Source organism: Planomonospora algeriensis (assembly GCF_977012225.1).
In genome coordinates this window covers 1-12,750 of record NZ_CDRNDK010000163.1, presented here as the reverse complement: position 1 = coordinate 12,750, position 12,750 = coordinate 1, and the positions used below count along the sequence as shown (strand labels likewise).

Below are 12,750 nucleotides of genomic sequence, written 5' to 3'. Positions count from 1 at the left end.
CGGCCGGCCGCCGCGGCGCCGAGCACGGCACCGGCGAGGGCTCCGAGAAGAGCGCGACGAGCCATCGGATCATCCTCCGGAATCGGCGGTGGGGGGCGGGGAGACCGACGGCGCCGGGGTCGGCGCGGTGGGCTCGAAGGCCGAGGCGCCGGTGCCGATGCCGTACTGGCCGACGCCGCCGGCCAGTTGCTCCCGCAGAGCGTAGACCACCACGACCCGGCCCGCGGGCATATCGGCGGTGTCCACGCTGGAGACCTTCTCCGCGGCCGCGGCGTTCTCGCGCAGCGCGGCCAGGGCCCCGCCGGCCGCGGTGGCGGCCTCGGTGCCGGTCAGCACGCTCCCCCGGGAGCCCTCGTCCAGGCCGAGCGCCGTCGCCGCGATCGCGTCCGCCTGCGCGGCCGCGTTCTCCCCGGCGTACGGCTCCGCGGGTGCGATCAGCACCGCCGCGCCCGCCAGGAAGAGCCGCCCCTCCGGCGCCGCGGAGGCCTCCCTGCCGTCGGCCGCGGGCGTGGCGGCCGTCCCGGTGACGCTGAGCAGCCCCGCGCGCTCGAAGGCGTCGAGGATCCCGCCCGCCTCCGGGTTCTCCTTGCCCGTCTGGGTGGGGTCGGCGGTCACGATCGCGCTGGCCAGCACCGCCGCGGCCTTGTCGTACGGCGTGTCCTCGGCGGGGAAGACCACGCTCGCGGGCTTGACCGCGAGGGCGAGCCGGTCGACGAAGCCCGACTGCTCGGCGTCGACGTACTTCTCGGTGAGGGTGACCCGGCCGGTCACCGTCGCCCCGGCGTCGGAGATCGCCTGCTGCACCGCGTCGCGGACGGCCGCGGTGGCGCCGGGGGCCTCGACGATCACGACGCTCTGCCCGGCCAGCCCTCCTCGGACCAGCTCGGGGGTGCGGGCGGCGGCGAAGGCGTCGTTTCCGGCCTCGCGCTTGCGCAGGACGTCCAGCTGGTCGCGGAGTTCGGTGTTGCCCTTGCTGAGCTGGTCGGCGAGGGTCTCGGCGGTCTTGATGGCCGGCTCCTCCAGCAGGGTGGTGCCCAGCACGATGCCGACCGAGAGCGCGAGGAAGATCGCGACGATGGAGACGAGGTGATAGCGGAAATCGATCACGAGAAGAGTCCGACCAGCCAGAAGGTGAAGCTGCTCCAGACGTCGCGGAGGCTGTCGATCCAGATCTTGCCCACCGGGGAGACGAAGATCGCGACCCCCATGGTGATCAGCGTGGTGGCGACGAGCAGGAGCAGGGACGGAGTGGAGATCCGGCTGCGGTAGAGCCGGCTGACGCCCTTCGCGTCGATGAGCTTGCTGCCCACCCGCAACCGGGTGAGGAAGGTGCTGGCCATACCGGATCGTCCCTTGTCCAGGAACTCCTCCAGCGTCCAGTGCGTGCCGACGGCGACGAGCAGCTCGGCGCCCTTGTCGTCGGCGATCAGCATCGCGATGTCCTCGCTGGTGCCGATCGCCGGGAAGACCACGGCCTCGCGCCCGAGCTGCTCGACCCGCTCCAGGCCCGGCGCCCGGCCGTCCCGGTAGGCGTGCACGACCAGCTCCGCACCGCACGACAGCGCCTTGGCGGAGACCGAGTCGAAGTCGCCGACGATGACGTCGGGCACGTAGCCGGCCTCCAGCAGCGCGTCGGCGCCGCCGTCGACGCCGATCATCACGGGGCGGTACTCCCGGATGTAGGGGCGCAGGGCCGCGATGTCCTCCTTGTAGTGGTAACCGCGGACCACGATGAGGACGTGGCGCCCCTCCATGTCGGTCCGGAGGTCGGGCACGCCGACCCCGTCGATGAGCAGGTCCCGCTCGCGGCGGACGTACTCCATGGTGTTCGCGGCGAACGCCTCGATCTGGACGGTCAGGCCGGCCCGCGCCTCGGCCATCGCGGCCTCGACGGACTCGGCCGTCTGCACCTCGCCTTTGCCCGCGATCTCGTCGTCGAGGTAGACCGCGCCCTCGTGCAGGCGGACCAGGTCACCGTCCTTGATCCGCTCGAACAGCTCCGGGGTGGCGTTGTCGACGAACGGCACACCGGCCTCGAGGATGATCTGCGGCCCCATGTTGGGGTAGCGGCCGCTGATGCCCGCGGCGACGTTGACCACGCCCGACGCACCGCACGCGACAAGCGCCTCCGCGCTCACCCGGTCGACGTCCACGTGATCGATGATTGCGATCTCCCCGGCCTGGAGGCGTTTTGTCAGCCTCTTGGTCCGCCGGTCGATCCTCGCCACTGCCGTCACCCCGGGAAGGTCCGTGACCTTCCTGCGGCGGAGGTATCCGGTGAGCCTGCGTTGCAGCCCGTCAGTCGGAACCTTCATCGTGTCCATCCTGCCAGAGTGAGAGAGCGGGAGAGCCCCGTACCGGGCCGTGTGTCAACCCCGGCGTCGTGCGCCACCGCCCGGGCGCATCCGCTCGGACGGTGCGGACGGTGCGGCCGGGCCGCTCATTCCTTGGCCGCGGCCGCCGCGGCCAGCAGCTCCTCGGCGTGCGCCCGGCCGAGCTCCGAGTCCTCCAGACCCGCCAGCATGCGGGAGAGTTCACGGATCCGGCCGTCCCGGTCCAGGGCCACCACGCCGCTGCGCACCACGCTGCCGTCATCGGCCTTCTCCACCACCAGGTGCTGGTCGGCGAAGGCCGCGACCTGCGGCAGATGTGTGACCACTATCACCTGCGCGGTACGGGCGAGGTGAGCGAGCCGCCGCCCGATCTCGACCGCGGCCTTGCCGCCGACACCCGCGTCGACCTCGTCGAACACGAACGTCGGCACCGGATCGGCGCCGGCGAACACCACCTCGATGGCCAGCATGACGCGGCTCAGCTCACCTCCCGAGGCCCCCTTGTTGAGCGGCAGCGGCGGCGACGCCGGGTGCGGGGACATGCGCAGCTCCACCTCGTCCACCCCTTGCGGGCCGAAGCCGGCCGCCTGGCCGATCTCCACCACGACGCGCGCGTGCGGCATGGCCAGGGCGGTGAGCTCCTCGGTGACGGCCCGTCCGAACCGCTCGGCGGCGGCCCGGCGGATCCGGGTCAGCTCGGCGGCCAGCTCGGTCAGGCGGCCGGTGAGCTCCTCCTGCTCGCGGGTGAGGTCGCCGATCCGGTCGTCGTCGCCCTCCAGCTCGGCCAGGCGGCGCGCGGCCTGCTCGGCCCAGCCGAGCACCGCCCCGGTGTCCTCGCCGTACTTGCGCACCAGGTGGGTGAGGACGGCCCGGCGCTCCTGGACGGCCGCCAGCCGCGCCGGATCGGCCTCGATCGACTCGGCGTAGCCCGCCAGCTCGGTGGCGATGTCGGAGATGAGGTAGCCGGCCTCGGCGAGCCGGTCGGCGAGGCCGGCCAGCGCCGGGTCGAAGTCGCGGACCGCGTCGACCGCGGCGCGCGCCTGCCCGACCAGCGAGGCGGCGTCCTGCACCGCCTGCTCGGTGGACATGGGATCGCCGAGCAGCGCGGTGTGCGCCGTCTCCGCGGCGGTCCTGAGCGCGTCGGCGTGGGAGAGCCGCTCCTCCTCCTCCAGCAGGCTCGTGTCCTCCCCCGGCTTGGGGTCGGCCTCCTCGACCTCCTCCAGCCCGAACCTGAGCAGGTCGGCCTCCTGGCTGCGCTCCCTGGCCCTGGTGGTGAGCTCGGCCAGCTGCTCGGCGACCTCCCGGTGCCGTTTGTACGCCTGCTCGTAGGCCCGCAACGGCTTGACCAGCTCGTCACCGGCGTAGCGGTCGAGCGCGGCGCGCTGGCGGCCCGGCTGGAGCAGCCGCTGCTGGTCCATCTGGCCGTGCACGGCCACCAGGTCGTCGGCCAGGTAGGTCAGCGTGCCCACCGGGACACTGCGCCCGCCCAGCCAGGCCCGGCTGCGGCCCTCGGCGGAGACGGTCCGCGAGACGATCAGCTCGCCGTCCTCGACCACGCCGCCGAGGTCCTCGACCTGCTGGGCCACCCGGCCCCGCGGGTCGACCACGAGGGTGCCCTCGACGGTGGCCTTGTCGGCGCCGGGACGGACGCGGGCGGGGTCGGCCCGGCCGCCGAACAGCAGCCCGAGACCGGTCACCACCATCGTCTTGCCCGCACCGGTCTCACCGGTGACCACGGTGAACCCCGGCGACAGCGCCAGGACGGCCTCGTCGATCACGCCGAGCCCCTGGATGCGGACCTCCTCGACCCTGGGTCGCACTGGTCCCTCCCGTCACATCGAATCGACCGAACATCAGTGCGGTGCGCGGGCACGATCCTACGCGCTCGCACCCGCCACCGCCCGGCCGCGCGCCCGGGCCGCGCGGCGGAACATGGGTCCGCGGACGGACTCTAGGGCCTCGTACGGCCGCGCCACCCCTGGACGGGGAGGTCGAACTTGGCCACCAGCCGGTCGGTGAACGGCGCTCCGGTGTCCTCCACGCCGTGCAACCGGGCGAGCCGTACCGGTACCTCGCCCCGGCGGACCTCGACCCTGGCCCCGGCTGGCAGGTCGAACCGGCGGCGGCCGTCGCACCACAGCACCGCGCCCGCGGTCTGCGGCTGGATCTCCAGCGCCAGGGCGGAGCGGGGCGAGACCACCAGCGGCCGGGCGAACAGCGCGTGGGCGCTGATCGGCACCAGCAGCAGCGCCTCCACCTCGGGCCAGACGACCGGCCCTCCGGCGGAGAACGCGTACGCGGTCGAACCGGTCGGCGTGGCGCAGATGACCCCGTCGCAACCCCACCGCGACAGCGGCCGCCCGTCGATCTCTGCGACCACCTCGAGCATGCGCTCGCGCTTCTCCACGGTGGCCTCGTTGAGCGCCCACGTGTCGGCCAGCACCTGCCCGTTGAGGCGGGCGGTGACCTCGATCGTCATGCGCTCCTCGACGTCGTAGCGCCCCTGCACCACGCAGTCCACCGCCGCCGCCAGGTCCTCCACCTCGGCCTCGGCGAGGAAGCCCACGTGCCCGAGGTTGACCCCGAGCAGCGGGACCCCTGCCGGGCGGGCCAGCTCGGCGGCCCGCAGGAGGCTGCCGTCACCGCCGAGCACGATCATCATCTCGGCGTCCTGGATCGCGGACAGGCCGGTGGGCACCACGTCGACCCCCGGGCAGGCGATGGCCTCCGCCTCGGCGCCGAGCACGCGCACGGTCAGGCCCTCCTCGACGAGCCGGCCGATCACCATCCGGGCGCTGTCGACGGCGGCCTCCCGCCCGGTATGGGCGGTGACGAGCACGGTGCGCTTCGACGCCGCGTCCCACCCTCCGGAAGGCTCCGCCGAGGGGCCCACCCCGGAGGCCGCCGGGGGCCCGGCGTGGGGTCGCGCGGTCACTGCGGGCCTTCCGCCACCGCGCGCGCGATCTCCGCGTCGAGGTCCTCGACCGGCGGAGCGCCCTCCCCCTTGCCCAGCCAGATCACGTACTCGACGTTGCCCGACGGGCCGGGCAGAGGGCTGGCGGTGACGCCCCGCACGACCAGGCCGAGCGCCCGCGCGGCCTCGGCGACGTCCCGTACGGCCTGCGCGCGCAGAACCGGGTCGCGGACGACGCCTCCCGCGCCGACCCGTTCCCTGCCGACCTCGAACTGCGGCTTGACCAGCATCGCGAAGTCCGCCTCCGGGGCGGCGCAGGCGGCCAGGGCGGGCAGCACCAGCCGTAGGGAGATGAACGACAGGTCCCCGACGACCAGCGTGGGGGCCTCGCCGACCATCTCGGACGTCAGGTCCCTGACGTTGACCCGCTCCATCACCGTGACCCGCTCGTCGGTCCTGAGCGACCAGGCGAGCTGGCCGTACCCGACGTCGACGGCGAGCACGTGCGCCGCGCCTTCGCGCAGCAGCACGTCGGTGAACCCGCCGGTCGACGCGCCGGCGTCCAGGCAGCGCCGCCCCCGGACGGCCAGCCCCTTCGGGCCGAACGCCGCCAGCGCCCCGACGAGCTTGTGCGCGCCCCGCGAGACGTAGTCGGGCCCCTCCTCCGCCTCGGTGACCACGATCGCCGAGGCCGTGTCGACCTGCGTGGCGGGCTTGGCCGCCGTCCGGCCTCCGACGGTGACCCGGCCCGCCTCGATGAGCTGGGCCGCCTGCTCCCGGGAGCGGGCCAGCTTCCGGCGGACGAGCTCGCTGTCGAGACGTGCCCGCCGGCTCATCGGGGGCCGTCCTGATCCTCGTCCGCCGAGGCGAGCGCGCGCTCCAGCCCGGCGAGGACCTCCTCGAACACGCCCACGTGCGCCGGCACCGGCACGTCGCCGAGCACGGCGAGACCGCCCAGCGCGGTGTCCACCCGTTCGTCCCCCGTCTTCTCCGAGAGATCCCGCAGGTCCGTCATGCGCCCCCTCCGGAGGTGCTCTTCGCCGCCGCGGCGCCCCTCCGGGCACACCGGGGCGGAGGGATCCGGCCGGCGAACCGGTCATCGATCATATGTTCGATCGACACAACCATACCTCCTCGATCACCGCGTCACGGGAAGTTCCCGGGGGCCGGATCCCGCTCCCGGGTCCCGCCCGGGTCCCGCCCGGGTCCCGCCCGGAACCCGCCCGGCCGTGCGGGCGGAGCGGAGCGGATCGGTCCTCCCCGAACCGGGCCGCCCGCGAACTATCGCGCATGCCCCGCTCGTTGTCATCCCGACAGGCCACCGGCCGCTCCCGCGTCTTGCGACGGCCCGGGCGCGGGCGGTGCGCGATCCGGCGCGCCCGCCGCACCGGATCGCGCACCGCGTCCATGTGGAACGCTACCGTCCATAGGGAATGGGATCCGGGCCGGTCCTCAAGGAGAAAGGAGCGCCACTCGATGGCGACCATCGACGAGTGCCGGACGGCACTTCGGAAGCTCGGCGAGCAGTTCGACGAGATCGCCCCGGAGGACCGCGCGAAGCACGTGGTCGAGCGCACCATCAGCTGCCACATCAGCGACCTGGGGGTCACCTTCCACGGCCGCATCCACCACGGCGGCCTCGGCCCCTTCGACGACGACCCTCCGGCCGACGGCGCCTCCCCCGCGGTGAAGCTGACCATCGGCAGCGACGACCTGGTCGCGCTCGTCAACGGCGAACTCGACATGGGACGCGCCGTCTTCGGCGGGCGGGTCAAGATCGACGCCAGCTTCGGCGACCTCATGCGCCTCCGCAAGCTCCTCTGAGCACCCGCCCGGCGCCCGTCCGGCACGACGGCTCCGGGTCACCCGCGCAGGCCGGGCTCCCCGGAGAACGCCCCGCTCCGGAGCGGGGAGGCGAGCACGTCCTTCACCGCGTCCTCGTCCGCTCGGCCGTCCCCTGCGGCCTCCCACACGGCGGCGCAGGCCGCCCGCAGTCCGTCGAACGGCTCGCCACCGCCCTCCAGCCGGAGCCGCCCCTCGGCCCACCGTGCGGTCCAGCCCGCACAGCTCCATCCTCCGCCGTCCCGTCGCGGGGCGGCGTACGGCCGGTGCAGCGCGGACAGGTCGGCGGCGAGGTAAGTGGGCCGCTGCCGGGGCCCGGCGGTCAGCAGGTCGAGGGGGCCCGCGACGCCGGTCAGCACCAGCAGGCTGTCCACCCCGGCGTTGCGGGCCCCCTCGATGTCGGTGTCGAGCCGGTCGCCGACCACCAGCGGCCGGACCGCACCGGTCCGGATCATCGACTCCCGGTGCAGCGGCGGCTCAGGCTTCCCCGCGACGATCGGCTCCACCCCCGTCGCGGTGGCGATGACCCTCGTCATCGCGCCGTTGCCGGGCAGCTCACCCCGGCCGGTCGGCATGGTCGAGTCCGCGTTCGCGGCGACGAACAGGGCGCCCCGCCGTACGGCCAGAGCGCCCTCCGACAGCAGGCCGTAGGAGAGGTCGGGCGCGATGCCCTGCACCACCGCCGCCGGCTCCTCCAGGGCGGTGCTGACCGGGCGCAGGCCATGAGCGCGCAGTGCGGCGCGCAGCCCCATGCCCCCCACCACCAGGACCGCCGATCCCGGGCCGACCCGCTCGGCGACCAGCCGTGCCGCCGCCTGCGCCGAGGTGACGACGTCGCCGGGCGTCGCGGGAGCGCCGAGCTCGCTCAGGTGCCCGGCGATCGCGGCGGGGGTCCGGGAGGCGTTGTTGGTGACGTAGGCGAGCCGTACGCCGCGCTCCTCCGCCCGCCGGAGGGCCTCCGGAGCTCCCGGCACGGCGCCCCGGCCGAGGTAGACGACCCCGTCCAGGTCGAGCAGGAGGGTGTCATAGGCGTCGATCAGCGTCTGTGAGTCCACCGGATCATTCCACCATCCGCCCCGGCCGCCCCGGCCGCGCCTGCCGGAGGTTCGCTCCCGGTCACCTCCGGCGGGCGCGCAGCGTCGCGCGGACGCTCCTCAGCGCCGACACATAATGACGCTGGTCGGGTCGCATCGCGACGGCGATGGCCAGCGGCTCCTGGGCCGCCTCCATGTCCCCGGTCCGCCACAGGGCCAGGCCCAGCCCGAAGTAGGCGTAGTCCTCGGTCGGGTTGGCGTCGACGATCCAGCGGAAGCTGTCGACGGCCTCGGCGTAGCGCCTGGAGTTGAACTGGGCACGGGCGAGCGCCTCGCGGATGCTCCGCGACTCCGGCTCGACGTCGACGGCGCGCTCCAGCAGCGCGGCGGCGGCCGCGGGACTCCCCTCGGCCAGGAGCCTCATCCCGCGCTGGAACCACTCGTAGACGCTCCCCGCCGGCGTGCCGGCCTCGGATCCGAGGCCGGAATCGGGGGAATCAGACGGACCACGTCCTTCGACCATCACCAGGGCCTCCTTCATCGACAGACGGCAGATCCGACCGATTTCCCTGGTGGGAGCACCACCGCACCCGCAGGGCGATATCTGTACGTTCCGGGCCTTATGGCAGCATGCCCCGTATGGCCAATCCTGAACTGCCGATACCCGACGGACTGGTGCTGCGTCCGTTCCACGGCGTGCGGTTCGCGGTCGACGATCTGGCCGAGGTGACCTCGCCGCCTTACGATCTCATCGCGGAGAACGACGTGCGCGGGCTTCTCGACTCCCATCCCAACAACGTCGTGCGGTTGATCCTTCCCGGAGCCGACCGTCACCGCTACGCCGAGGCTCGCGAGATCCTCGGATCCTGGCTCTCCTCCGGAGTGCTGGTCGTCGACCGGACGCCCGCGGTGTACGTCTACGAGCAGGCGGGGAAGGGCGTGCTCCAGCGAGGGCTCATCGGGGACGTGGGGCTGGCCGCCCCCGAGCGGCGGGTGATCCTGCCGCATGAGGACGTCATGCCGGGCCCGGTGGCCGACCGCCTCGCCCTCATGCGCACGACCGAGGCCAACCTGGAACCCATCTTCCTGCTCTACGAGGGCCGGGGAGGCGCCGCCACCCGTCTCGTCGACCGGGTCGCCGCCACCCGCCCGCCGCTGACCGAAGCCGAGACACGGGACGGGGTGCGCCACCGGCTCTGGGCGGTGACCGACCTCGCCGAGCTCTCCGAACTCGACGCCGACCTGCGTGCCCGCAGCGCCCTCATCGCCGACGGTCACCACCGCTACGCCACCTACCGCGCGCTGCAGGCCGAGCACCGCACGACCGGCTCCCGCGCCGAGGGGGACGGACCCGGGCCCTGGGACTTCGGCCTGGCCCTTCTGGTGGACGTCGAGGCCTACCCGCCGGATCTGAAGGCCATCCACCGGGTCATCCCGGATCTGCCGCTCGACGAGGCCGTGGCCCGGGCGAGGGGCGCCTGGCAGGTGCACGAGCACCCCGACCTGGCCAAGGGCCTCGCCGCGCTGGAAGAGACCACCGGTCCCGCGTTCCTGCTGTCCGATGGGGGCCCCGCGCACCTGCTCAGCGATCCCGACCCCTGCCAGCTCGAGCACGCCATGCCCGCGGACCGGTCCGCCCGGTGGCGCGCGCTGAACACCTCGATCCTCGCGGAGTTCCTGTTGCCGAAGGTCTGGGGGATGCGGGACGACGAGCACTCGGTGCGCATCGTGCACCACGATCCCGAGGCCGCGGTACGGCTCGCCCGTGACAGCGGGGGGACCGCCGTGCTGCTGAACCCCCTCGCGGTCGACGACGTGCTCGCCGTCGCCGCGCAGGGCGAGCGGGTCCCGCGCAAGTCCACCTCCTTCGGCCCCAAACCCCGCACCGGCCTGATCCTGCGACTGCTCACCGAACATCCCGAACGGGGAACCCGGCCTTCCGGAGAGAGCGGGTCCCCGTCGGCTGGCCCGGCCCCGGCCCGGTAGGAGGAGCACGGGATCGGAACGCCGGTGATCAGATCCCTGACGGCCGGCGCGTCGGGCCGGTCGTCTCAGGATGCGGAGGCTCGGGGTCGCCCGGGTCGGTGAAGCGTCAAGCACCCGTTCCGTGGTTCATGGCACGCCGCGAACCGCCGCGTGAGCGGCACGGGAATCCCCGTTCCTTCAGGGCGGGGAGCAGGTCAAGATGAGGCTGTGCCGGAATGATTCGAACGTCATTCCGGGGATGCCGATTCCAGTTCCGAGGTGGCCTGTGGACAACATCACCGATCTTGGCGGAGACGTCTACGAGATCGATACGAGAATGGCCGGGTACTCCGGTATAACGGCGGGCTACCTGATCCTGGGGGATCGTCCCTGCCTCGTGGAGACGGGCACCTCCACTTCCGCCCCGGTGGTCAGGGACGCACTGGCCTCACTGGGGGTCGGACCTCGTGATCTCGCGACGGTCGTCGTCACGCACATCCACCTCGACCACGCCGGCGGAGTCGGGGACATCGCCGGGTTCTACCCCGAGGCGGAGATCGTGGTGCATGAGAAAGGCGCCCGGCACCTCGCCGACCCGTCACGGCTCATGGCGAGCGCCCGGATGGTCTGGGGCGACAAACTCGACGTCCTGTTCGGCGAACTGTCCGCCACGGACGATTCCCGGATCCGTGCGCTCGGCGACAGCGGAGCCGTCGACCTCGGCAACGGACGGATGCTGAACAGCCATTACTCCCCAGGTCACGCCAAGCACCATGTGGGACTGATCGACTCCAGCACCGGAGACCTCTACGTCGGAGACGCCGCAGGCGTCTACCTCCCCCAGACGGGCGACCTGCGCCCCGCGACCCCGCCCCCGGACTTCGACCTGCAGACCGCCTTGGACTCCATCGCGCTGTTCGAGGACCTCCGCCCGCAGCGCCTGCTCTTCAGCCACTACGGACCGGTCACCGACGTGGCGGGGACCCTCGGGCGCTCGGCGGAGGAACTGCGGATCTGGGTCGATCTGACCCGGCAGGCCCGCTCGGAGGGCATGGACCTGGACCATGCGGTGGCCATGGTCAGGGAACGCACACAGGAGCGCTACGCGGCCCTCAAGAGCGACGACGCGACCGCCGAACAGTTCGAACTGCTCAGCGGAGCCCCTTCCAACGTCGCCGGCATCATGCACTGGCTGGACCGGGTCCAGCCCTGAGACACCGAATCGGTCTCGGGGGCGGACCGGACGGTCCGCCCCCAAGACCGATCAAGGACTACTTCTTTCCGTCCTCAGCGCTTTCTTCGGTGTCGTGCCCGTCACCGCGCTCATCGTCGGCCTCGGCGGAGTCATCCAGGATGTCGCCGAAGTCGGGCTCGATGAAGGCCGGACCGACACCGGTCTCGGGCTTCTGCACGGCTCTCTGCTCCGTGACGTCCTCCTCGCGGGCCTGTTCCTCGGCCGCCGGAGGCTCCTCCTCCGCGGTCTCGTCGATGACCCGCTCGTCGTCCTCGTCGAGGTCGTCGTCATCCTCGATCTGCGCGTCCAGCACGCTGAAGCCCTCGAGCCCGGTATCCGTACCGTCCTCGGGGGCCTCGTCGGCGTACGCGCCGTCGGCCGCGTCGGTCCCTGCGTCCTCTGAATCCGCAGAGCCCTCGTCATCGTCCTCTTCGAGATCCTCGATGACGGCACCGGTGAGCTCGGCGTAACGCTCGGCCGCGTCGGTCTCGCCGTCCTCGTCGAAGGCCAACGCACGACCGAACCACTCCGTGGCCGCACCGTCGTGTCCCGCGTCCGCCAGGGCGTCGGCGTAGGCGAAGGCCAGTCGCGCCGACCACGGCTGAGGACGCTCGTCACGCAGTTCCGGCAGCCGCTGAAGGGTGATGACCGCGGCGTCCTTCTGGCCGAGATCCCGGCGGGCGCCGGATTCCACGATGGCCATTTCAATCTTCCCCACCCGGTCGAGGCGCTCGGCCTCCTTGGACCGGGCCAGATCGAGAGCCCGTTCCGGGCGCCCGAGACCGCGCTCGCAGTCCGCCATGATCGGCAAGAACGACTCGGACCCCGTCATCCGGCGGGCGGCACGCAGATCGCTGAGCGCCTCCGCGAAGTGCCCGGCCCGGTAGGCGGCGATGCCGACGGCCTCGCGGATCACACCGATCCTGGCGGCGAAGCGACGGGCGACCTTGGTGTGCTCGTACGCCTGCTCGGCGTCCTCCTCTCCGAGAGCCCGCTCCGCCGCCACCAGGTGACGGGAGATCAGATCGGCGAGATCGAGGGGAAGGGAGCGCAGCTCCTCGCGGATCTCCTTGTCGAGCTCTTCCGCGGTGATGTCCGGAGCGAGCGGAGGCAGTTCCTCACGCTCTCGCGCCGGAGCCTCGTCGTTACGGCGACCGCCCGGTTCATCACGGCTGTAGCGACTGCGGGAGCCGCCTTCACCGCGGAACCCTCCGTCACGGTCACCGTACGATCGGCCGCCCGGACGGTCGTCCCGGTTGAACGGACGACGCTCCCCACCACGGTCGTCCCGATCCCGGTACCCGCCACCACGCGGCCGGTCATCCCGACCGAACGACGGACGATCACCCCGGTCCCGCGAACCGTACTGACCCCGCGCCTGATCCCGATCACCGTACGAACGCTGACCACCACGATCATCACGGTTGA

13 protein-coding genes are annotated in these 12,750 nt (G+C 72.8%); 4 read left to right on the top strand and 9 right to left on the bottom strand.

Features of this window, described 5'->3' with window-relative positions; genetic code table 11:
• Positions 1-69: 69 nt before the first annotated feature.
• From ACWJ6R_RS18105 to ACWJ6R_RS18080, 6 genes are all read right to left on the bottom strand, one after another.
• A complete protein-coding gene (locus ACWJ6R_RS18105; protein ID WP_449063347.1) occupies positions 70-1,107 on the bottom strand; it encodes a copper transporter in 1,038 nt (345 codons plus the stop codon).
• On the bottom strand, positions 1,104-2,315 hold the full coding sequence (gene steA, locus ACWJ6R_RS18100) for a putative cytokinetic ring protein SteA (protein WP_449063346.1): 1,212 nt from the start codon (positions 2,313-2,315) through the stop codon (positions 1,104-1,106). The genes ACWJ6R_RS18105 and steA overlap by 4 nt, the downstream gene beginning before the upstream one ends.
• A 125-nt stretch (positions 2,316-2,440) precedes the next feature.
• Positions 2,441-4,153 carry a DNA repair protein RecN gene (gene recN, locus ACWJ6R_RS18095; RefSeq protein WP_449063345.1) on the bottom strand — a complete coding sequence of 571 codons (1,713 nt, stop codon included), beginning with the start codon at positions 4,151-4,153 and terminating at the stop codon, positions 2,441-2,443.
• 131 nt (positions 4,154-4,284) lie between these two features.
• Complete coding sequence (locus tag ACWJ6R_RS18090; protein WP_449063348.1) at positions 4,285-5,226, bottom strand: NAD kinase; 942 nt, start codon at positions 5,224-5,226, stop codon at positions 4,285-4,287.
• A gap of 38 nt (positions 5,227-5,264) precedes the next feature.
• Positions 5,265-6,083 (bottom strand): TlyA family RNA methyltransferase, encoded by an 819-nt coding sequence (locus ACWJ6R_RS18085; RefSeq protein WP_449063344.1) that lies wholly within the window; start codon positions 6,081-6,083, stop codon positions 5,265-5,267.
• Positions 6,080-6,262 (bottom strand): hypothetical protein, encoded by a 183-nt coding sequence (locus tag ACWJ6R_RS18080; protein ID WP_449063343.1) that lies wholly within the window; start codon positions 6,260-6,262, stop codon positions 6,080-6,082. Before ACWJ6R_RS18080 ends, ACWJ6R_RS18085 begins: the two co-directional genes overlap by 4 nt.
• A gap of 461 nt (positions 6,263-6,723) precedes the next feature.
• On the opposite strand from ACWJ6R_RS18080, the gene ACWJ6R_RS18075 reads away from it, so the two are divergent.
• Complete coding sequence (locus ACWJ6R_RS18075; protein WP_449063342.1) at positions 6,724-7,071, top strand: SCP2 sterol-binding domain-containing protein; 348 nt, start codon at positions 6,724-6,726, stop codon at positions 7,069-7,071.
• A gap of 38 nt (positions 7,072-7,109) precedes the next feature.
• Here ACWJ6R_RS18075 and ACWJ6R_RS18070 read toward each other — a convergent pair whose 3' ends face one another.
• Together ACWJ6R_RS18070 and ACWJ6R_RS18065 are read right to left on the bottom strand one after the other, a co-directional pair.
• The gene (locus tag ACWJ6R_RS18070) at positions 7,110-8,144 is read right to left on the bottom strand and encodes an HAD-IIA family hydrolase (protein ID WP_449063341.1); all 1,035 of its coding nucleotides are present in this window, start codon (positions 8,142-8,144) and stop codon (positions 7,110-7,112) included.
• Between the two features lie 61 nt (positions 8,145-8,205).
• A complete protein-coding gene (locus tag ACWJ6R_RS18065) occupies positions 8,206-8,664 on the bottom strand; it encodes a tetratricopeptide repeat protein (protein ID WP_449063340.1) in 459 nt (152 codons plus the stop codon).
• A gap of 89 nt (positions 8,665-8,753) precedes the next feature.
• On the opposite strand from ACWJ6R_RS18065, the gene ACWJ6R_RS18060 reads away from it, so the two are divergent.
• Complete coding sequence (locus ACWJ6R_RS18060) at positions 8,754-10,109, top strand: DUF1015 family protein (protein ID WP_449063339.1); 1,356 nt, start codon at positions 8,754-8,756, stop codon at positions 10,107-10,109.
• A 265-nt stretch (positions 10,110-10,374) separates the two neighbouring features.
• Positions 10,375-11,301 (top strand): MBL fold metallo-hydrolase, encoded by a 927-nt coding sequence (locus ACWJ6R_RS18055; protein ID WP_449063338.1) that lies wholly within the window; start codon positions 10,375-10,377, stop codon positions 11,299-11,301.
• Between the two features lie 58 nt (positions 11,302-11,359).
• On the opposite strand, the gene ACWJ6R_RS18050 is transcribed toward ACWJ6R_RS18055, so the two are convergent.
• The gene (locus tag ACWJ6R_RS18050; RefSeq protein WP_449063337.1) at positions 11,360-11,833 is read right to left on the bottom strand and encodes a hypothetical protein; all 474 of its coding nucleotides are present in this window, start codon (positions 11,831-11,833) and stop codon (positions 11,360-11,362) included.
• A gap of 33 nt (positions 11,834-11,866) precedes the next feature.
• Here ACWJ6R_RS18050 and ACWJ6R_RS18045 point away from each other — a divergent pair.
• The coding region (locus tag ACWJ6R_RS18045) for a hypothetical protein (RefSeq protein ID WP_449063336.1) at positions 11,867-12,750 on the top strand (884 nt) is incomplete at its 3' end.

What these genes read in the sequence shown, in the direction of transcription:
- steA (WP_449063346.1), bottom strand. Translation starts at nt 2,315, where the DNA reads ATGAAGGTTCCGACTGACGGGCTGCAACGCAGGCTCACCGGATACCTC.
- ACWJ6R_RS18085 (WP_449063344.1), bottom strand. Translation starts at nt 6,083, where the DNA reads ATGAGCCGGCGGGCACGTCTCGACAGCGAGCTCGTCCGCCGGAAGCTG.
- ACWJ6R_RS18080 (WP_449063343.1), bottom strand. Translation starts at nt 6,262, where the DNA reads ATGACGGACCTGCGGGATCTCTCGGAGAAGACGGGGGACGAACGGGTG.
- ACWJ6R_RS18075 (WP_449063342.1), top strand. Translation starts at nt 6,724, where the DNA reads ATGGCGACCATCGACGAGTGCCGGACGGCACTTCGGAAGCTCGGCGAG.
- ACWJ6R_RS18065 (WP_449063340.1), bottom strand. Translation starts at nt 8,664, where the DNA reads ATGAAGGAGGCCCTGGTGATGGTCGAAGGACGTGGTCCGTCTGATTCC.
- ACWJ6R_RS18060 (WP_449063339.1), top strand. Translation starts at nt 8,754, where the DNA reads ATGCCCCGTATGGCCAATCCTGAACTGCCGATACCCGACGGACTGGTG.